This is a genomic window from Streptomyces griseofuscus, from assembly GCF_014673495.1.
GTDB classification, from domain to species: domain Bacteria; phylum Actinomycetota; class Actinomycetes; order Streptomycetales; family Streptomycetaceae; genus Streptomyces; species Streptomyces murinus.
The window spans coordinates 3,948,187-3,966,821 of the sequence record NZ_CP051006.1; the positions used below are offsets into that span (position 1 = coordinate 3,948,187).

Genomic DNA, 18,635 nt, shown 5'->3' on the forward strand with positions numbered 1-18,635 from the left:
GGGCCCTGTGCCGAAATCCCGGCTCAGCGCGCCATGATGAGGCTCATGGCCTCGTTGCGGGTCGCCGCGTCCCGCAGCTGACCGCGCACCGCGGACGTTATGGTCTTGGCGCCGGGCTTGCGGATGCCGCGCATCGACATGCACATGTGCTCGCACTCGACCACCACGATCACGCCCCGCGGCTCCAGGATCTCCATCAGGGAGTCCGCGATCTGCGTGGTGAGCCGCTCCTGCACCTGCGGCCGGCGGGCGTAGACGTCCACCAGCCGGGCCAGCTTGGACAGGCCGGTGATCTTCCCGGTGACCGACGGGATGTAGCCGACATGGGCGACGCCCCGGAACGGCACCAGGTGGTGCTCACAGGTCGAGTACACCTCGATGTCCTTGACCAGGACCATCTCGTCATGGCCCAGGTCGAACGTCGTGGTGAGCACGTCCTCGGGCTGCTGCCACAGGCCGGCGAAGATCTCCTGGTACGCCCGCGCCACCCGGGCCGGCGTCTCGCGCAGCCCCTCGCGGTCGGGGTCCTCACCGATGGCGATCAGCAGCTCGCGTACAGCGTTCTCGGCGCGCTTCTCGTCGAACTCGCCGACGGGGCGCTCGCTGTCCAGCGTCACCGGGTCGGTCATCTGATGCCTCGTTCCTGTCGTCCCACGTGCGGGCATACGGAAAATGCCGCGCCCCCCAGGCTAGAACCTGGGGGGCGCGGCGTTCATTCCGGGCCCGAGTGGCCGGGAAGCGACCTAGGTGCGGTCAGCTCTCCGGGCGCTCCTCCGGGGTCTGGTCCGTCACGGGGGCGGACTCGGTGGCGGTGGACTTGACCGTGCTGATCGCGGCCGTCGTGCCGTTCGCACCGTTGGTCAGTGCCAGCTCCTTGGGGGAGAGCACCGGCGGGCGGGTGGACGGGGTGCGGCGCGAGGAGCCGGTCCAGGCGGGCCGCGCCGGGCGCTTGACGATGGAGGCGAAGACCTCGGCGATCTCCTCCTTGCCCAGCGTCTCCTTCTCCAGCAGCTGGAGCACGAGGTGGTCGAGCACATCGCGGTTCTCGACCAGGATCTCCCAGGCCTCGTTGTGCGCGGTCTCGATGAGCTTCTTGACCTCTTCGTCCACCAGCGCGGCGACCTCTTCCGAGTAGTCGCGCTGATGCGCCATCTCACGGCCGAGGAAGGGCTCGCTGTTGTCGCCGCCGAACTTGATGGCGCCGAGCCGCTCGGTCATGCCGTACTGGGTGACCATCGCACGGGCCAGGTTGGTGGCCTTCTCGATGTCGTTGGCGGCACCGGTGGTCGGGTCGTGGAAGACCAGTTCCTCGGCCGCCCGGCCGCCCAGCATGTAGGCGAGCTGGTCGAGCATCTCGTTGCGCGTCGTCGAGTACTTGTCCTCGTCCGGCAGGACCATGGTGTAGCCGAGGGCACGGCCGCGGGACAGGATGGTGATCTTGTGCACCGGGTCGGAGTTCGGCGAGGCCGCCGCGACCAGGGCGTGACCGCCCTCGTGGTACGCGGTGATCTTCTTCTCCTTGTCCGACATGATCCGGGTCCGCTTCTGCGGGCCCGCGACCACGCGGTCGATCGCCTCGTCCAGCGCCAGGTTGTCGATCAGCTTCTGGTCGCTGCGGGCGGTGAGCAGCGCCGCCTCGTTCAGCACGTTGGCCAGGTCGGCGCCGGTCATGCCGGGGGTACGGCGGGCGACGGCGGCCAGGTCGACGTCGGGCGCGACCGGCTTGCCCTTCTGGTGGACCTTGAGGATCTCCAGACGGCCCTGGAGGTCCGGCGGGTCGACGGCGATCTGGCGGTCGAACCGGCCGGGACGCAGCAGCGCCGGGTCCAGGATGTCGGGCCGGTTGGTCGCCGCGATCAGGATCACGCCGCCCTTGACGTCGAAGCCGTCCATCTCGACCAGCAGCTGGTTGAGGGTCTGCTCGCGCTCGTCGTGACCACCGCCGAGGCCGGCGCCGCGGTGGCGGCCGACCGCGTCGATCTCGTCGACGAAGACGATCGCCGGGGCGTTCGCCTTGGCCTGCTCGAACAGGTCGCGGACGCGGGAGGCGCCGACACCGACGAACATCTCCACGAAGTCCGAACCGGAGATCGAGTAGAAGGGCACCCCGGCCTCGCCCGCGACGGCACGCGCCAGCAGGGTCTTACCGGTACCCGGGCGGCCGTAGAGCAGCACACCCTTGGGGATCTTGGCGCCGACGGCCTGGAACTTGGCCGGCTCCTGGAGGAACTCCTTGATCTCGTGGAGCTCCTCGACGGCCTCGTCACAGCCGGCGACGTCGGAGAAGGTCGTCTTCGGGGTGTCCTTGGTGATGAGCTTGGCCTTGGACTTCCCGAAGTTCATGACCCGGGAGCCGCCGCCCTGCATCTGGTTCATCAGGAACAGGAAGACGACGACGATCAGAACGAAGGGCAGCAGGGAGAGCAGGACACCGACGAACGGGTTCTGCTTCGACGGCGCGACGGTGTAGCCGTCCGGGATCTGCTTGTCCTGGTACTTGGTCTGCAGGTTGTTTGCGAGCTGGACGCCCTGGTCGCCGATGTAGCTCGCCTGGATCTTGGAGCTGCCCTCGACCTTCTGGCCGTCCTTGAGCGTGACCTTGACGGTCTGCTCGTCGCCGGTGGTCAGCTTGGCCGACTGGACCCTGTTGGCATTGATCGCCGCGACGACCTGGCCGGTGTCCACCGACTTGTAGCCGCCGGACGAGCCGACGACCTGCATCAACACGACCACGGCAAGGACGGCCAGCACGATCCACATGACCGGCCCACGGAAGTATCGCTTCACGTCCATCCATACGGAGCGATGCCGCCCCGTCCCTCCTGCCATAGTGAGTTTGATAAGACAGTTCTTCCGACGGTACCCCAGCCTTGGCGCCCGAAGCCGCGTGAAGCCGCTTCGAGAGCCGGGAAACCCGTCTCTGCATGCTTCAACGGCACGGGACCCGCCGGGGTTCCCGATCACCTCGCCGGGCTTGGGCCGAGTGGCTCAGCCCATGTGCCCGGTTCGGTGTCAGCCGCCGTAGACGTGCGGCGCGAGCGTACCGACGAACGGCAGGTTGCGGTACTTCTCGGCGTAGTCGAGGCCGTAACCGACGACGAACTCGTTCGGAATGTCGAAGCCGACCCACTCCACGTCGATGGCGACCTTGGCGGCGTCCGGCTTGCGCAGCAGCGTGCACACCTTGAGGGAGGCGGGCTCGCGCGAACCGAGGTTGTTGATCAGCCAGGACAGGGTCAGGCCGGAGTCGATGATGTCCTCGACGATCAGGACGTCACGGCCCTTGATGTCGGTGTCGAGGTCCTTGAGGATGCGCACGACGCCGGAGGACTGGGTGCCCGCGCCGTACGAGGACACGGCCATCCAGTCCATGGTGACCGGGGTGGACAACGCCCGCGCGAGGTCGGCCATGACCATCACCGCGCCCTTGAGGACGCCGACGATCAGCAGGTCCTTGCCCGCGTACTCCGCGTCGATCTTCGCGGCCAGCTCGGCCAGCTTGGCGTCGATCTCTTCCTTGGTGATGAGCACCTTCTCGAGGTCGGCACCCATGTCTTTCGCGTCCACCCGCATCACTTTCGGTCGTCCCGCACTTACGGCCGCAATCACGGCCTCCGGCTGCCCCGTACCGGCCGCCGGAGGGTCGCTCCGAACGGTCGGGATTCAGCCTTGCCGAATCACCAGTCTGCCACCCTGCCGCTGGGCGACGACTCTGCCCGGGAGATTGATGGCTCCCTGGCCGCGCCAGCCGGTGATCAGGCGGTCGACTTCCTCGATGTGACGGGCGAACAGGGAACCGGCCGGGGCGCCCGCCTCGATGGCGGCGCGGCGCAGGATCCGGCGGCGCACGGCGGGCGGCAGGGCGTAGAGCTTGGCGCACTCCAGCAGTCCGGCGGCGTCCCGTACGGAGGCCTCGGCCTGGCTGGCCCAGGAGTCGAGGGCGTCGGCGTCGTCGCGGGAGAGCTGGGCGGTGCGGGCGAGCGCCTCGACGACGCCCTTGCCGAGGGCCTTCTCCAGGGCGGGCAGACCCTCGTGGCGCAGCCGGGAGCGGGTGTAGGCGGGGTCGGTGTTGTGGGGGTCGTCCCAGACGGGCAGGGACTGGACCATGCAGGCCTTGCGGGCGGTCTGCCGGTCGAGGTGGAGGAAGGGGCGCCGGTAACGGCCGCCGGCCCCCGAGACCGCGGCCATTCCGGACAGGGAGCGGATGCCGGAGCCGCGGGCGAGGCCCAGCAGGACGGTCTCGGCCTGGTCGTCGCGGGTGTGGCCGAGCAGGACCGCGGCGGCGCCGTGGCGGTCGAGCGCGGCGTCCAGGGCGGCGTAGCGGGCGTCCCGGGCGGCGGCCTCGGGGCCGCCGTCGCGGCCGACGTCGACGGAGACGGACTCGACGGGGTCGAGGCCGAGGCCGCGCATGCGCAGGGCGACCTCTTCGGCACGCAGGTCGGAGCCGGGCTGGAGGCCGTGGTCGACGGTGATGCCGCCGGCGCGCAGACCGAGCCGGGGGGCTTCGAAGGCGAGGGCGGAGGCGAGGGCCATGGAGTCGGCGCCGCCGGAGCACGCGACGAGCACGAGAGGGCTCTCGGGCGGGGCCACCAGCACGGATCCGAGCGGGGAGGGGAGCCGCTCGGCCAGCCGGTCCGGGCGCTCGCCGGAGGTCGGGAGGGTGTTCAGGATGTCGTGGAGGACGCGGCGGACCGCCAGGCGTATCGCCGCGACCGCAGGATGGGGACCCATTGTCCGGTTCCCTTCATGAAGTATCCGGGGGGTGAGCCTGATTCGGTCACTCAGAGTGTGTAGATGGTGACAGAAGCGGGCCGTTCCCCGAGCATCGCACGCCTACGCATGAGCCACGGTCCCTCGGACGGGTGATTGGAGGGGCGTTCGACTGCCGTCGGCCGGATTCGATTCACGACCCCGGCGTGCGTTTCACGACTCGGCCTTGCGGTGCACCCGCGCGACCCAGTCCGCCGGTTTGGCGATCTCCGCCTTGGTGGGCAGGGTGTTGGGCGAGGTCCACACGCGGTTGAAGCCGTCGATGCCGACCTGGTCCGTGACGGCGCGTACGAAGCGTTCGCCGTCCCGGTACTGCTTGAGTTTGGCATCCAGGCCCAGCAGTTTGCGCAGGGCCTGGTCGAGTCGGGAGGCGCCCTTGGCGCGTCGCTGCTGGAACTTCTCCCGGATCTCGGCCACGGACGGCACGACGCTCGGGCCGACCCCGTCCATCACATAGTCCGCGTGGCCCTCCAGCAGGGACATCACGGCGGTGAGGCGGCCGAGGATCTCGCGCTGGGCGGGGGTCTGCACCAGCTCCACGAAGGAGCGGCCGCCGTCGTCCTCCTCGGTCTCGGGGCGGCCCCCGGCGAGGGACTGGGCGGCCTCCCGGATGCGCTCCAGGAAGGTCATGGGGTCGACGTCCGTCTCCGCCAGGAAAGACTGGATCTCGCCCTCCAGGTGGTCACGCAGCCAGGGCACGGCCGTGAACTGCGTGCGGTGGGTCTCCTCGTGCAGGCACACCCAGAGGCGGAAGTCGTGCGGTTCGACGTCGAGTTCGCGCTCCACATGCACGATGTTGGGCGCGACGAGCAGAAGGCGGCCGCCGCCGTTCGCACCGGCGGGCAGATCGCGGCCGGCGGGGGCGAAGGTCTCGTACTGGCCGAGGACGCGGGAGGAGAGGAACGAGAGCAGCATGCCCAGTTCCACGCCGGTGACCTTGCCGCCGACGGCGCCGAGGACGGCGCTGCCCGGGGTGCCGCCGCGGCGTTCCTGCATCTTGTCCAGGAGCGGTTTGAGGATTTCCCGGAAGCCGGCGACATTGGCCCGGACCCAGCCGGGGCGGTCGACGACGAGCACGGGGGTGTCGTGGCTCTGCTCGGTCTCCAGCCGGGTGAAGCCCCTCACGTGCTCCTCCGAGGCCTTCGCGTGCCGCCGCAGCTCCGCGACGACGGACCGGGCCTCGTCACGCGAGACGTCGGGGCCGGGCCGTACGAGCCGAGTCGCGGTCGCCACCGCGAGGTTCCAGTCGACCATCCCGGGGGATGCGGTGCCTCCGAAGCCTGTCATGCGTCAACGGTACGTGAGCGTTACCACTTGGGGCAGGCCGTGGGCGCCGGGATCGGTGGGGCACCGGGTCGGCGCGGGCCGGTCGCGGTGCCCCCGGCGGGTCAGCCGCAGCCGCACGCCGACAGTGCCGTCGCCGTCTTGTCCAGGGCCGACTGGGCGGCCATCGGGTCGGCGGTGCCGGTGGCCAGGAAGGCGAAGGCGAGCAGTCGGCCGTCCTGGTCGACGACCGTGCCTGCCAGGGTGTTGACGCCGGTCAGGGTGCCCGTCTTGGCGTGCACGAGACCGGCCGCGCCATCGGCGTAGCGAGCGCTGAGCGTGCCGGTGAAGTGGGCGATGGGCAGGCCGGTGAGCAGGGGGCGCAGACCGGGGTGGTCGGGGGTGCCGGCCTTGACCAGGATCGCGGTCAGCAGGTCGGCCGTGAGCCGGTCGTCGCGGTCGAGGCCGCTGCCGTCGTGGAAGGCCGCACCGGTGAGCGGCAGGCCCAGCTTCCGCAGCTGCCCGGCGATCGCCTTCGCGCCCCCCTCGAAGCTGCCGGGCTGCCCGCTCGCGAGGCCCGTCTGCCGGGCGAGGGCCTCGGCGATGTCGTTGTCGCTGTTGGTCAGCATGCGTTCGACCAGGGCGGACAGCGGCGGCGAGGAGACGCTCGCGACGGTCTCGGCGCCCGCGCTGCCCTTCGCCGGGGCGGGGCCGGTCGCATCGACGCCGGCGGCCTTGAGGAAGCCCGCGAACTTCCGCGCCGCGTCCTGCGCCGGGTCGGCGACCCGGCGCACGGGTCCGCTGGTGGAGTTGTCGGTACGTCCCTCGTCGGCGACCAGCGCGCTGACCTGAGCCAGGTTCTCGTTGACCCCGATGGGATGCAGGGCGGGACCGGCGTAGAGCGTCGTGTCGTACGACAGTGCGATCTTGTGGATGCCGCGTTCCCGCAGCGCGGCCGCCGTCCGTGTCGCCAGAGTGCGCAGGCTCGCCCATCCGTCGGCCTTGGCGTGCGCGGTGAGCGTCGGGTCGCCGCCGCCGACCAGGACGAGTCCGCGGGTGCCGCCCAGGAGCGCGGTCCGGGTGGTGAAGCGGTGGTCCGGGCCGAGCGCGTTCAGCGCGGCGGTGGCGGTGGCGAGCTTGGTGGTGGAGGCGGGCGTGAGCCCCTTGTCGGGTCCGACGCTGTAGAGCCGCTTGCCGGTGGCCACGTCGACCACCACCGCCGTATGGCCGTCCCCGAGCGCCGCGGAGCCCAGGAGCGGCCCCAGGACGTCCGCCAGGGCCGTGCCGCCCGCCGCCGGGGCCTGCCGGGTGTCCACGGGGCTGGTCGCGGCGCCCAGGCCCGCCAGGACGGCCGGGGCGCTCGGCGCGGGCCGCGGACCGCCCGCCGCGGGGCCCGGCCCGTGATCTGCGCCACGTGCGTGCTCCAGGGCGGTTGCCCGGTCCCGCTCGGCCGTACGCTGACCGGTGGCGTCCCACGGCCCGGCAAGGGTCACCACTGCGGTGGCGAGCACCAGGCCGGCGGTGGCGGCGCCCGCGGTGTACTGCAAGGTGCTGAGGGAACGCGGACGGGGGAGGTCGGCGAACAGCGGTCGTACCGTGGAAATCAAGCGTGTGACCTGCGGCTTCGCCGTTCTTACGGCGTGCGTGAGACGCGGTCGTACGGCGCTCGCGATCCGCCTCACCCGCGGTCCCGCGGCCCGCCAAGGCCCGAGCTCTGGCACGACCACCAGCCCCTTTCGCGATCACACACCTGCGTGAGGGACACTTAATCACCAGAACTATGTGCTGATCATGAAGGAGCCACCGGTGGAGTTCGACGTCACGATCGAGATCCCGAAGGGTTCGCGCAACAAGTACGAGGTGGACCACGAGACCGGTCGGATCCGTCTGGACCGTCGCCTCTTCACCTCGACCGCTTACCCGACCGACTACGGATTCGTCGAGAACACCCTCGGCGAGGACGGCGACCCGCTGGACGCGCTGGTCATCCTTGACGAGCCGACCTTCCCGGGCTGCCTGATCAAGTGCCGCGCGATCGGCATGTTCCGGATGACGGACGAGGCGGGCGGCGACGACAAGCTGCTGTGCGTGCCGGCCACCGACCCCCGGGTGGAGCACCTGCGCGACATCCACCACGTGTCGGAGTTCGACCGCCTGGAGATCCAGCACTTCTTCGAGGTCTACAAGGACCTGGAGCCCGGCAAGTCCGTCGAGGGCGCCAACTGGGTGGGCCGCACGGAGGCCGAGCAGGAGATCGAGCGGTCCTACAAGCGCTTCAAGGAGCAGGGCGGTCACTGACCCCTGGTTCGCGAGACGGGCCGCACGCTTTTGTGTGCGGCCCGTTTGCATGCCCGCCCGCGGTGCATGCGCATACTGAGGCCAGCGGAAGGTGTCGTTCAGGGACGGTGCGAGGTGACGGAGGCGGACGACCGCAAGCCCCGGTCGGACGAGGCGCGGTACGACCCGGAGATCACATCGGAGTTCGCCATCCCCAAGGGACTCGACGTCCCGAAGACGGGGGGCGAGCCGGAGACGACCTCCGAGTTCCAGGTGCCGCAGGGGCTGCTCACGCCGCAGCCGCCGGCCGGTGAGCCGGAGGGGTCGGCGTTCAGCACGCCGCGCACCTACGACGCCCAGGGCGGCCTGGCCGCGTTCACGCCGGCCACCGGGGTGCCCCTGGTCAGCCTGGTCAAGGACGCGCCCTGGCAGGACCGGATGCGCACCATGCTGCGCATGTCGGTGGCGGACCGCCCGGCGCCCGAACCGGTGCAGCACGAGGAGGAGAGCGGCCCGGCCGTCCCGCGCGTGCTGGACCTGACCCTGCGTATCGGTGAGCTGCTGCTGGCGGGCGGCGAGGGCGCGGAGGACGTGGAGGCCGCGATGTTCGCGGTGTGCCGGTCCTACGGCCTGGACCGCTGCGAGCCCAACGTCACCTTCACCCTGCTGTCGATCTCGCACCAGCCGTCCCTGGTCGAGGACCCGGTGACGGCCTCGCGGACGGTACGGCGCCGGGGCACCGACTACACCCGGCTGGCGGCCGTCTTCCGGCTGGTGGACGACCTGTCCGACCCCGAGACCCATGTCTCCCTGGAGGAGGCCTACCGGCGGCTCGCGGAGATACGGCGCAACCGGCACCCCTACCCCGGCTGGGCGCTGACCCTGGCCAGCGGGCTGCTGGCGGGCGCCGCCTCGATCCTCGTCGGCGGCGATCTGATCGTGTTCTTCGCGGCGGCGGTCGGCGCGATGCTCGGCGACCGGCTCGCCTGGCTGTGCGCGGGGCGCGGGCTGCCGGAGTTCTACCAGTTCACGGTGGCCGCGATGCCGCCCGCGGCGATCGGGGTGGCGTTCGCGCTGGCCCATGTGGATGTGAAGGCGTCCGCGGTGATCACCGGTGGGCTGTTCGCGCTGCTGCCCGGACGGGCACTGGTGGCGGGCGTCCAGGACGGCCTGACGGGCTTCTACATCACCGCCTCGGCCCGTCTCCTGGAGGTCCTGTACTTCTTCGTGGGCATCGTCGCCGGGGTGCTGCTCGTCCTGTACTTCGGCGTGAAGGTGGGCGGCAAGCTCAACCCGGAGGCGGCGCTGCACATCTCCCCGCGGCCCCTGATCCAGATCGCGGCCTCCATGCTGCTGTCGCTGACCTTCGCGGTGCTCCTCCAGCAGGAACGGTCCACCGTGCTCTGGGTGACCCTCAACGGAGGCGTCGCCTGGAGCGTGTACGGCGCGATGCGCGATGTCGCCGACATCTCGCCGGTGGCCTCCACGGCCGTCGCCGCCGGCCTGGTCGGGCTGTTCGGGCAGCTGCTGTCCCGCTACCGGTTCGCCTCCGCGCTCCCCTACACGACAGCGGCGATCGGGCCGCTGCTGCCCGGTTCCGCCACGTACTTCGGCCTGCTGAACATGGCGCAGAACAACGTGGACAAGGGGCTGGTGTCACTGGCCAACGCGGCGTCGCTGGCCATGGCGATCGCGATCGGGGTCAATCTGGGCTCGGAGGTCTTCCGGCTCTTCCTGCGGGTCGGCTCCCCCGGGAAGCGCCGGGCGGCGAAGCGGACCAGGGGCTTCTGAGGGGCTCACTGCTCCCGGTAGTCGTACGGGTACTGGTTCTGGCCCTGGCTCTGGCCCTGGCTCTGGCCCTGCTGCTGCGGGTACTGCCGCGGGTCGTAGTACGGCTGCTGGGGCTGGTTCCAGTCCTGCTGCTGGGGCTGCTGGTACTGCGGCTGCTGATACTGGGGCTGGTGCTGGTTGCCGTAGCCCTGGCCGCCGTAGCCCTCCTGGTTGCCGTAGCCCTGGTCGTGCCCCTGGCCGCCGTACTGTTGCTCGCCGTACTGCTGCTCGCCATACTGCTGCCCGCCGTACTGCTGCTGCCCGTGGCGCTCGTCCGGCTCGATGCGGCGCAGCCGGGTGGTGGCGTCGTCCATGACCGGCGGCTGCGGGAACCGCGGCGCCTCGGCGGCCGGGCGGGGCCGCTCCGCGGGGGCCTTCTTGCTCTTGGCGCGCGCCCTGAGGTACTCGATCGCGATCGGCACCACCGAGACGAGGACGATCAGGATCAGGATCGCCTCGATGTTGTTCTTGACGACGGCGATGTTGCCGAGCCAGGAGCCGAGCAGCGTGACACCCGCGCCCCACAGGGTGCCGCCGATGACGTTGAAGATCAGGAAGGAGCGGTAGCGCATGCCGCTCACGCCCGCGATGATCGGCGTGAAGGTGCGCACCACCGGCACGAAGCGGGCCAGGATCAGCGACTTGGGGCCGTACTTCTCGAAGAACTCGTTCGCCTTGACGACGTTCTCCTGTTTGAACAGGCGCGAGTCCGGCCGGTTGAACAGGGACGGGCCGACCTTCTTGCCGAACATGTAGCCCGCCTGGTCACCGAGGATCGCGGCGACGCAGATCAGGGCGATCGCGCCCCACAGCGGGAAGTCCAGCTGGTGCGAGGTGATCAGCAGACCGCAGGTGAACAGCAGCGAGTCGCCGGGCAGGAAGAAGCCGATGAGCAGGCCGGACTCGGCGAAGACTATGAGCAGCAGACCCCAGATGCTGTACGTGTCGAGCAGATAGTTGGGATCGAGCCAGCTCGGGCCTAGGGCGAGTGTCATCACGGGTCCGGGCTCCTGAAGGGGGGAGAAGGGGCGGCTACGGTGACCGGGTAGGGCCGCACAAAGCTATCAACGTGACGTGAGCGCCCCGGGTTCCCCCGATGACGCCCGGGACGACGGGAAGAAAGCGGTGATCCATGGGACTCGACGACTTCGGCGGCGGTCAGGGACCCCAGCCGGACGTACTGGTCGTGACGACGAACGACGTGCCGGGCCACCGGGTGGAGCGGGTGATCGGCGAGGTCTTCGGGCTCACCGTGCGCTCCCGGCATCTGGGCAGCCAGATCGGCGCCGGGCTGAAGTCGATGATCGGCGGCGAGCTGAGGGGGCTCACCAAGACGCTGGTGCAGACCCGCAACCAGGCCATGGAGCGCCTGGTGGAGCAGGCACGCGCGCGGGGCGCCAACGGGGTGCTCGCGTTCCGGTTCGACGTGACGGAGGCGGCGGACACGGGCACCGAGGTCTGCGCCTACGGCACGGCGGTGGTCCTGGCCCGGGAGTGACCCGGGTCCAGGACCGGTTCGGGGCGCGGCGGCCGCTCAGGAGGCCTGCCGGTCGGCGTTCGCCAGGATCGCGGCGTGCAGGTGTTCGGCGAGCCCGGGGTGCATCGCGTCGTAGTACGCCTTGAAGCGCTCGTCGGCGACATACATCTCGGCGAGACAGCGGTGCATCGGGTACGGGCAGTCGTAGAACCACCGGCCGATGTGCTGCCGGTGCTCCTCGGCCATGGCCCTGGCGGCCTCCCCCGTCGCGGGCTCGCCCGCGGCCACCAGACGGGTGTAGCGCTCGCTCCAGTCGTCGACCTCGGCCCGGAGCCGCTTCCAGTCCTCCTTGCTGTAAGTGGCGGCGCGGCGCTGGGACTCGGCCCACTGCGCCGTGCCGCCCCAGCGGGCCTCCGCCTCCTCGGCGTACTGCTCGGGATCCTTGTCCCCGAACACCTCGAACCGCTCCTCGGGTGTCAGATCGATGCCCATCCTGCGTGCCTCCATGGCGTGTTCCACGGCCTCGGCCATCCGGCGCAGCTTCTCGATCCGGGCGGTCAGCAGGGCATGCCGGCGGCGCAGATGCGCGCGCGGGTCCGCGTCCGGGTCGTCGAGCAGCACCGCGACCTCGTCGAGCGGAAAGCCGAGCTCCCGGTAGAACAGGATCCGCTGGAGCCGGTCGAGGTCGGCGTCGGTGTAGCGGCGGTGACCCGCATGGGTGCGCCCGCCGGGCGCCAGGAGGCCGATCTCGTCGTAGTGGTGCATGGTGCGCACCGTGACACCGGCGAACCCCGCGACCTGTCCCACGGAGTAGCCCAACTGTCCACTCCCTTCCGTTCGTCGGTCGGTACGACGGTCAGCCTGCGGCCTCACGTGACGTGAGGTGCAAGTCCGCGGCGATCCTGATGCCGGGGCACGGGGGTCAGGGTAGGCGTCCGGGTCATTCCGGATGTCGGGGTGGTGCGGCCTTGCATAAGGTGGCGGCGAGGAGGCAGCCATGGCCCTGCACAAAGGTCCGCAGAAGCATCAGGAGCGGGTGTTGTCCGTCAACCCGTTCTTCGGGGAGGCGAACCCGGTCGGCGGTATGACCGAGGCCCCGCCCACGCACCGGCTTCCGGACGCCCCGATGCCGCCCACGACGGCGTATCAGCTGGTGCATGACGAGCTGATGCTGGACGGCAATTCCCGGCTGAATCTGGCCACGTTCGTCAGCACCTGGATGGAGCCGCAGGCCGGCGTGCTGATGGCGGAGTGCCGGGACAAGAACATGATCGACAAGGACGAGTATCCGCGCACCGCCGAGCTGGAGCGGCGCTGCGTGGCGATGCTCGCGGATCTGTGGAACGCGCCGGATCCGGCGGCCGCGGTGGGCTGTTCGACCACCGGGTCCAGCGAGGCGTGCATGCTGGCCGGGATGGCCCTCAAGCGCCGCTGGATGCAGCGCAACGCCGACCGGTACCCAGGCGCGCGGCCCAACCTGGTGATGGGGATCAACGTCCAGGTGTGCTGGGAGAAGTTCTGCAACTTCTGGGAGGTGGAGGCGCGGCTGATCCCCATGGACGGCGACCGCTACCACCTGGACCCGCGGGCGGCGGCCGAGCTGTGCGACGAGAACACCATCGGTGTCGTCGGCATCCTCGGCTCGACCTTCGACGGTTCCTACGAGCCGATCGCCGAGCTGTGCGCGGCCCTGGACGCCCTTCAGGAGCGCACCGGCCTGGACATCCCGGTGCATGTGGACGGAGCCTCCGGCGCGATGGTGGCGCCCTTCCTGGACGAGGACCTGGTGTGGGACTTCCGGCTGCCGCGGGTGGCCTCCATCAACACCTCGGGACACAAGTACGGGCTGGTGTATCCCGGTGTCGGCTGGGCCCTGTGGCGGGACTCGGAGGCGCTGCCCGAGGAGCTGGTCTTCCGGGTGAACTACCTGGGCGGCGACATGCCGACCTTCGCCCTTAACTTCTCCCGCCCCGGCGCCCAGGTCGTCGCGCAGTACTACAACTTTCTGCGTCTGGGCCGCGAGGGCTACCGGGCGGTCCAGCAGTCCACCCGTGACGTGGCCCGCTCCCTCGCCGACCGCATCGAGGGCCTCGGCGACTTCCGGCTGCTGACCCGGGGCGACGAACTCCCGGTGTTCGCGCTGACCACGGCTGACCATGTCACGGCGTACGACGTCTTCGACGTCTCCCGCCGGATGCGCGAGAGCGGTTGGCTGGTCCCGGCGTACACCTTCCCGGCCAACCGCGAGGACCTCTCCGTCCTGCGCATCGTCTGCCGCAACGGCTTCTCGCACGACCTGGCCGACCTCTTCCTGGCCGACCTGACCCGCCTCCTGCCGGAACTGCGCCGCCAGCCGCACCCGCTGAACCGGGACAAGGAGGCGGCGACGAGCTTCCACCATTAGGACACCATCGGGCAGGACACCACCGGGCAGGACGGCGCGGTGGCCGCGGCCAGCGGTGGCTCGGCGGGCTCCGGTCAGCCCCGCGCCCGCTCCAGGGCCACCAGCTCGAACGCGGTCTTCCCGTCGAGGGACTCGCGGACGATGTCGGCGTGGCCGGCGTGGCGGGCGGTCTCCCGGATCAGATGGAGGCAGAGCCAGCGCAGGGAGACCCGGCCCTCCGGCGGGAACCAGGGGTCCGGCGGAAGCGGGAAGGTGTCGTCCAGGCTCGGCGCGGAGCGGATGAACTTCTCCGTCTCGGCGGCGACCCGCTCCCAGTGGGCGAGCTGCGAGGCCACCGTCTCCTCGCCGACCAGCTCGAAGCTCTCGTGCCAGTTGGACTGATCCCGCCGTACCGGCGGCGCCTCCTGCCGGGCCCGGGCGAGCCACATCTGCTCGACCTCGGCGGCATGCTTGAGCAGCCCGCCCAGTGACAGCTCGCTCGCGCTCGGCCGGCTGCGGGCCTGCTCCTCGGTCAGCCCGAGCACCGACCGGCGGATCCCGCCGCGCTGCTCCTCGATGAACGCCAGCAGCGCTCCCCGCTCGTCGCCCCGCACCTCTGCGGACACATGCGTGACCATGACCGGTCGCCTTTCCTCGGTTCGCCGTGGCGTTCGCCCCGACATCGAAAAAGCTACGGGCCCTCTAGGTCAGATCCTGTCCTAAAGGGCCGTGGCGGTGGTCGGGAAGATCGGCGGCGATCAGAACGGGAAGCCGCTGCGCCCGTGCTGGACGGAGATCCACTTGACCGTGGTGAACGCCTCCAGGGTCGTCTCGCCGTTGAGCCGGCCGACACCGGAGTGCTTCTCGCCGCCGAAGGGCACGATCGGCTCGTCGTGCACGGTGCCGTCGTTCACATGGAACATGCCGGTGTCGACCCGCTTGGCGAAGGAGACACCCCGCTCGATGTTCCCGGTGTGCACGGCGCCGCTGAGGCCGTAGGGCGTGTCGTTGACGATCCGCACCGCCTCTTCCTCGCCGTCGAACGGCACCAGGAAGACGACCGGTCCGAACACCTCCTGCTGGAGGAGCGGGGAGTCGGCGGGGACGCCGGTGAGCACCGAGGGCTCGACCAGGTTGTTGGTCGTACCGCCGTGCACCAGCGCCGTCGCACCCTCCGCGAGCGCCTGCTCGACCACGCCGGAAACGGCGTTCGCCTGCGCGGAGTTGATCACCGGGCCGATGACGGTCTCCGGGTCGCTGGGATCACCCACCTTGAGGGTGCGCACCTTGGCGACGAACTTCTCGGTGAACTCGTCCGCGACCGAGCGGTCCACCAGGACCCGGTTGGCGGCCATGCAGACCTGGCCCTGGTGCACGAACCGGCTGAAGACCGCCGCGTCCACCGCGTAGTCGAGGTCCGCGTCGTCCAGCACCACCAGTGCGCTGTTGCCGCCCAGTTCGAGCACCGAGCGCTTGAAGTTCGCGGCGCATACCGTGGCCACGTGCCGGCCCACCTGGTCGGAGCCGGTGAAGGAGATGACCTTCGGGACGGGGTGCTCGATGAAGGCGTCGCCGATCTCGGCGATGTCGGTGACGACCACGTTCAGCAGCCCGGCGGGCAGGCCCGCCTCCTCGAAGAGCCGGGCGATCAGGGTGCCGCCCGCGATCGGGGTGTTCTGGTGCGGCTTGAGCACCACGCCGTTGCCGAGCGCGAGGGCCGGGGCGACGGACTTCAGCGACAGCAGGAAGGGGAAGTTGAAGGGGCTGATCACGCCCACGACGCCCACCGGGACCCGGTAGACGCGGTTCTCCTTGCCCTCACCCGGGGAGGGCAGGATCCTGCCCTCGGGGCGCAGCGCCAGATGGACGGACTCGCGCAGGAACTCCTTGGCGAGGTGCAGCTCGAAGCCGGCCTTCACCCGGGTGCCGCCGAGCTCCGCGATGATCAGGTCGGCTATCTCCTGCTCGCGGTCCTCGACCAGTCTGAGCACCCGCTCGAACACCGAGCGCCGGGCGTACGGGTTGGTGTCCGCCCATGCCTTCTGGGCGCGCTCGGCCGCCCGGTAGGCCTGGTCGACCTCGTCGACGGTGGCAACCGTGATCGAGGCCAGCTTCTCGTCGTCGTACGGATTGAAGTCGATGACGTCCCAGGAACCGCTGCCCGGTCGCCATTCGCCGTCGATGTACTGCTGGGCCAGGTCGCTGAAATAGGACGACATGTGATCCCTCAATCACTAGCGGAGCCGGAACCCGGCCACGGTCTGAGTCTGATCACGCGTCATCCTACTTGCGGGTCAAGTGAGTTGGCGTAGTCCTCGCAGAAGATCACGGCTCTCGTCCGGACCCGGGCTGTCCTGCTGCAACTCCTTCAGCGCCTGCTCGTACTGGGCCACGTCCTCGCGCTTGTCGAGGTACAGCGCACTGGTCAGCTGCTCCAGGTAGACGACGTCGGAGAGGTCGGACTCGGGGAAGCTGAGGATGGTGAAGGCGCCGCTCTCGCCGGAGTGCCCGCCGAAGCTGAACGGCATGACCTGGAGCCGCACATTGGGCCGCTCGGAGATGTCGATGAGGTGCTGGAGCTGGCCGCGCATCACCTCGCGGTCGCCGTAGGGGCGGCGCAGGGCGGCCTCGTCCAGGACGATGTGGAACTCGGGGGCGTTGTCGGAGAACAGGTACTTCTGGCGCTCCAGGCGCAGCGCGACCCGCCGTTCGACGTCGTCGGCGCTCGCGCCCTTCATGCCGCGCCGGACCACCGCGCGGGCGTACTCCTCGGTCTGGAGCAGACCGTGCACGAACTGCACCTCGTAGGCGCGGAGCAGGGTGGCGGCGCCCTCCAGGCCCACATAGGTGGGAAACCAGTTGGGCAGGACGTCGCTGTAACTGTGCCACCAGCCCGCCACATTGGCCTCGCGGGCGAGGGACAGCAGCGACTGGCGCTCCGCCTCGTCCGTGATGCCGTACAGCGTCAGCAGGTCCTCGACGTCCCTCGTCTTGAAGCTCACCCGGCCCAGCTCCATCCGGCTGATCTTCGACTCGGACGCTCGGATGGAATACCCCGCCGCCTCACGCGTGATCCCCCGAGCTTCACGCAGTCGCCTGAGTTGCGAGCCGAGCAGCATCCGCCGCACCACCGATCCGGGCTCTCCCGCGCTCACGTTCGCCAGCCTCCCCAACCGTCTTCAGGGGCCGAAGTCTGCCACTAAAACGCTTCGCGCAGTACTCGTACGGTTACGGAAACGGAGAGCACGGGGCCGTTTTCGACAGACGGGGCGGCGACGATGTCGGTACCACTGGCGGAAACCCTCATGGAGATGGCAGAAAAAATGGCCAAGAAGTGGTACGGGACTGTCCATTTCGGTCGCGTGCACGTGCATCTGCCCTTGCATCTGCTCTTCGCATCCGAAACCATGGTCCCGCGCCACCGCTGCATCGCAACGACCGCGAATTCCCGGGAGTGCCTCGCATGGGGACGAATGGATCGACCATGCTCAAGCCGTTACGGCAGGGCCTTCCGCCGTTGGACCCCGCGGCCGTGTCCAGCGCCGCGTCCTGTGCTCTGCCGGCGCGGTACGAAGCGGTGCGCGAGGCTCGGCGGTTCACCCGGGACACCCTTGAACAGTGGGGCGTGAACGAGCGCTTCGACGATGCCTGCCTGGCCGTCTCCGAACTCGTCACCAATGCGCTGCGGCACGCGCTGCCGGGTGAGCACGGGTGTGCGGAGGAGCATGTCTCCTCGGTACGGCTGCACTTGATGCGATGGGCCGAGCGGCTGGTCTGCGCGGTGCGGGACCCCAGTCATGAGTCGCCGGTGCCGCAGGACTCCGACGACTTCTCGGCGGAGTCCGGACGGGGCCTCTTCCTGGTCGAGTCCTTCGCGGACAGCTGGGGCTGGCATCCGCTGGCCGGTCCACTGGAGGGGAAGGTCGTCTGGGCGATGTTCCACGTGGAACAGCCGGCCTGACCATCTACGCGCGTCGCCGTCTCCCCTCTTCCTCGCCCGCACACCGGCATGCCCGGGTGCGGGCGAGTTCAGCCTGCGATCAGGTGGTCGAACTCGCCGTCCTTGACGCCCAGCAGCATCGCTTCTATCTCGGCCCGTGTGTAAACCAGCGCGGGACCGTCCGGGAAGCGGGAGTTGCGGACGGCGACCTCACCGCCCGGCAGACGCGCGAACTCCACGCACGAACCCTGCGAGTTGCTGTGCCTGCTCTTCTGCCAGGCCACTCCGTCCAGCTGCGTGGCAGCCATGCCGTTGTACACGTCGTACCCCCCGAACACGCCGTCAACGTCGCGGTCCACAGGTCGCTCCCCGGTGTGCACTGGCTGGTGAGGCCATAGATGCGGTGGTCAACTGACCTGGATCATAACCCCCGCCTCACGTGCAACTGCACGAGCAGATGCACGTGCACGGCGAGTGTTCTCACAGTTACAGCCTTGACGCGCGCTTTACCTGACGATGTGCGACCGTATGCCGCCGTTTTCACCGAAGCCGTCTCAGCGCCTGCCCTGGAGCGGGCGATACACGCCCGCCCCACTTCCTTTCGACCATGATCATCCATGGCGCGGGTCGGGCCGGATCACCGGGATCGGCTTCCTTGTGCACAAGGAAGAGACGCATTCCGGGCCCTTACTGTT

At 69.8% G+C, this 18,635-nt stretch carries 17 protein-coding genes; 5 read left to right on the top strand and 12 right to left on the bottom strand.

Features of this window, described 5'->3' with window-relative positions:
• Positions 1 to 23 precede the first annotated feature (23 nt).
• The 6 genes from folE to dacB all read right to left on the bottom strand — a co-directional run bounded on the left by folE (position 24) and on the right by dacB (position 7,715).
• Positions 24 to 629: a GTP cyclohydrolase I FolE gene (folE, locus tag HEP81_RS17585; RefSeq protein WP_037660359.1), complete on the bottom strand. Its 606-nt coding sequence runs from the start codon at positions 627 to 629 to the stop codon at positions 24 to 26.
• A 124-nt stretch (positions 630 to 753) separates the two neighbouring features.
• Complete coding sequence (gene ftsH / locus HEP81_RS17590; protein ID WP_037660360.1) at positions 754 to 2,793, bottom strand: ATP-dependent zinc metalloprotease FtsH; 2,040 nt, start codon at positions 2,791 to 2,793, stop codon at positions 754 to 756.
• Positions 2,794 to 3,012: 219 nt separating this feature from the next.
• The gene (hpt, locus tag HEP81_RS17595) at positions 3,013 to 3,573 is read right to left on the bottom strand and encodes a hypoxanthine phosphoribosyltransferase (RefSeq protein WP_037660361.1); all 561 of its coding nucleotides are present in this window, start codon (positions 3,571 to 3,573) and stop codon (positions 3,013 to 3,015) included.
• A gap of 90 nt (positions 3,574 to 3,663) precedes the next feature.
• Positions 3,664 to 4,731, bottom strand: coding sequence for a tRNA lysidine(34) synthetase TilS (tilS, locus tag HEP81_RS17600; protein ID WP_037660362.1), 1,068 nt, complete (start codon positions 4,729 to 4,731; stop codon positions 3,664 to 3,666).
• A 192-nt stretch (positions 4,732 to 4,923) separates the two neighbouring features.
• A complete protein-coding gene (locus HEP81_RS17605; RefSeq protein WP_037660363.1) occupies positions 4,924 to 6,024 on the bottom strand; it encodes a zinc-dependent metalloprotease in 1,101 nt (366 codons plus the stop codon).
• A 134-nt stretch (positions 6,025 to 6,158) separates the two neighbouring features.
• A complete protein-coding gene (dacB, locus tag HEP81_RS17610) occupies positions 6,159 to 7,715 on the bottom strand; it encodes a D-alanyl-D-alanine carboxypeptidase/D-alanyl-D-alanine endopeptidase (protein ID WP_037660365.1) in 1,557 nt (518 codons plus the stop codon).
• 124 nt (positions 7,716 to 7,839) lie between these two features.
• Here dacB and HEP81_RS17615 point away from each other — a divergent pair, with 124 nt between their 5' ends.
• Both HEP81_RS17615 and HEP81_RS17620 read left to right on the top strand, forming a co-directional pair.
• Positions 7,840 to 8,331: an inorganic diphosphatase gene (locus HEP81_RS17615; protein WP_037660367.1), complete on the top strand. Its 492-nt coding sequence runs from the start codon at positions 7,840 to 7,842 to the stop codon at positions 8,329 to 8,331.
• Positions 8,332 to 8,445: 114 nt separating this feature from the next.
• A complete protein-coding gene (locus HEP81_RS17620; protein ID WP_037660369.1) occupies positions 8,446 to 10,101 on the top strand; it encodes a threonine/serine exporter family protein in 1,656 nt (551 codons plus the stop codon).
• A gap of 5 nt (positions 10,102 to 10,106) precedes the next feature.
• On the opposite strand, the gene HEP81_RS17625 is transcribed toward HEP81_RS17620, so the two are convergent.
• Entirely contained in the window at positions 10,107 to 11,138 is a 1,032-nt protein-coding gene (locus HEP81_RS17625; protein WP_037660371.1) for a DedA family protein, read from the bottom strand.
• A 134-nt stretch (positions 11,139 to 11,272) separates the two neighbouring features.
• Between HEP81_RS17625 and HEP81_RS17630 the strand changes: the two genes are divergently transcribed.
• Complete coding sequence (locus tag HEP81_RS17630; protein WP_037660373.1) at positions 11,273 to 11,638, top strand: YbjQ family protein; 366 nt, start codon at positions 11,273 to 11,275, stop codon at positions 11,636 to 11,638.
• Positions 11,639 to 11,674: 36 nt separating this feature from the next.
• Here the strand turns inward: HEP81_RS17630 and HEP81_RS17635 are convergent, their stop codons facing one another.
• A complete protein-coding gene (locus HEP81_RS17635) occupies positions 11,675 to 12,436 on the bottom strand; it encodes a MerR family transcriptional regulator (RefSeq protein ID WP_037660374.1) in 762 nt (253 codons plus the stop codon).
• Between the two features lie 178 nt (positions 12,437 to 12,614).
• Between HEP81_RS17635 and gad the strand changes: the two genes are divergently transcribed.
• Positions 12,615 to 14,021, top strand: a complete 1,407-nt coding sequence (gene gad, locus HEP81_RS17640) for a glutamate decarboxylase (protein ID WP_037660375.1) — start codon at positions 12,615 to 12,617, stop codon at positions 14,019 to 14,021.
• 74 nt (positions 14,022 to 14,095) lie between these two features.
• On the opposite strand, the gene HEP81_RS17645 is transcribed toward gad, so the two are convergent.
• From HEP81_RS17645 to HEP81_RS17655, 3 genes are all read right to left on the bottom strand, one after another.
• Positions 14,096 to 14,638, bottom strand: a complete 543-nt coding sequence (locus HEP81_RS17645; RefSeq protein ID WP_037660376.1) for a DinB family protein — start codon at positions 14,636 to 14,638, stop codon at positions 14,096 to 14,098.
• Positions 14,639 to 14,758: 120 nt separating this feature from the next.
• Entirely contained in the window at positions 14,759 to 16,219 is a 1,461-nt protein-coding gene (locus HEP81_RS17650; RefSeq protein WP_037660378.1) for an aldehyde dehydrogenase family protein, read from the bottom strand.
• Between the two features lie 75 nt (positions 16,220 to 16,294).
• Positions 16,295 to 17,119, bottom strand: coding sequence for a helix-turn-helix domain-containing protein (locus HEP81_RS17655; RefSeq protein WP_051850460.1), 825 nt, complete (start codon positions 17,117 to 17,119; stop codon positions 16,295 to 16,297).
• 344 nt (positions 17,120 to 17,463) lie between these two features.
• On the opposite strand from HEP81_RS17655, the gene HEP81_RS17660 reads away from it, so the two are divergent.
• Positions 17,464 to 17,961: an ATP-binding protein gene (locus HEP81_RS17660; RefSeq protein ID WP_243279447.1), complete on the top strand. Its 498-nt coding sequence runs from the start codon at positions 17,464 to 17,466 to the stop codon at positions 17,959 to 17,961.
• A gap of 68 nt (positions 17,962 to 18,029) precedes the next feature.
• On the opposite strand, the gene HEP81_RS17665 is transcribed toward HEP81_RS17660, so the two are convergent.
• The gene (locus HEP81_RS17665) at positions 18,030 to 18,299 is read right to left on the bottom strand and encodes a DUF397 domain-containing protein (protein ID WP_051850457.1); all 270 of its coding nucleotides are present in this window, start codon (positions 18,297 to 18,299) and stop codon (positions 18,030 to 18,032) included.
• Positions 18,300 to 18,635 lie beyond the last annotated feature (336 nt).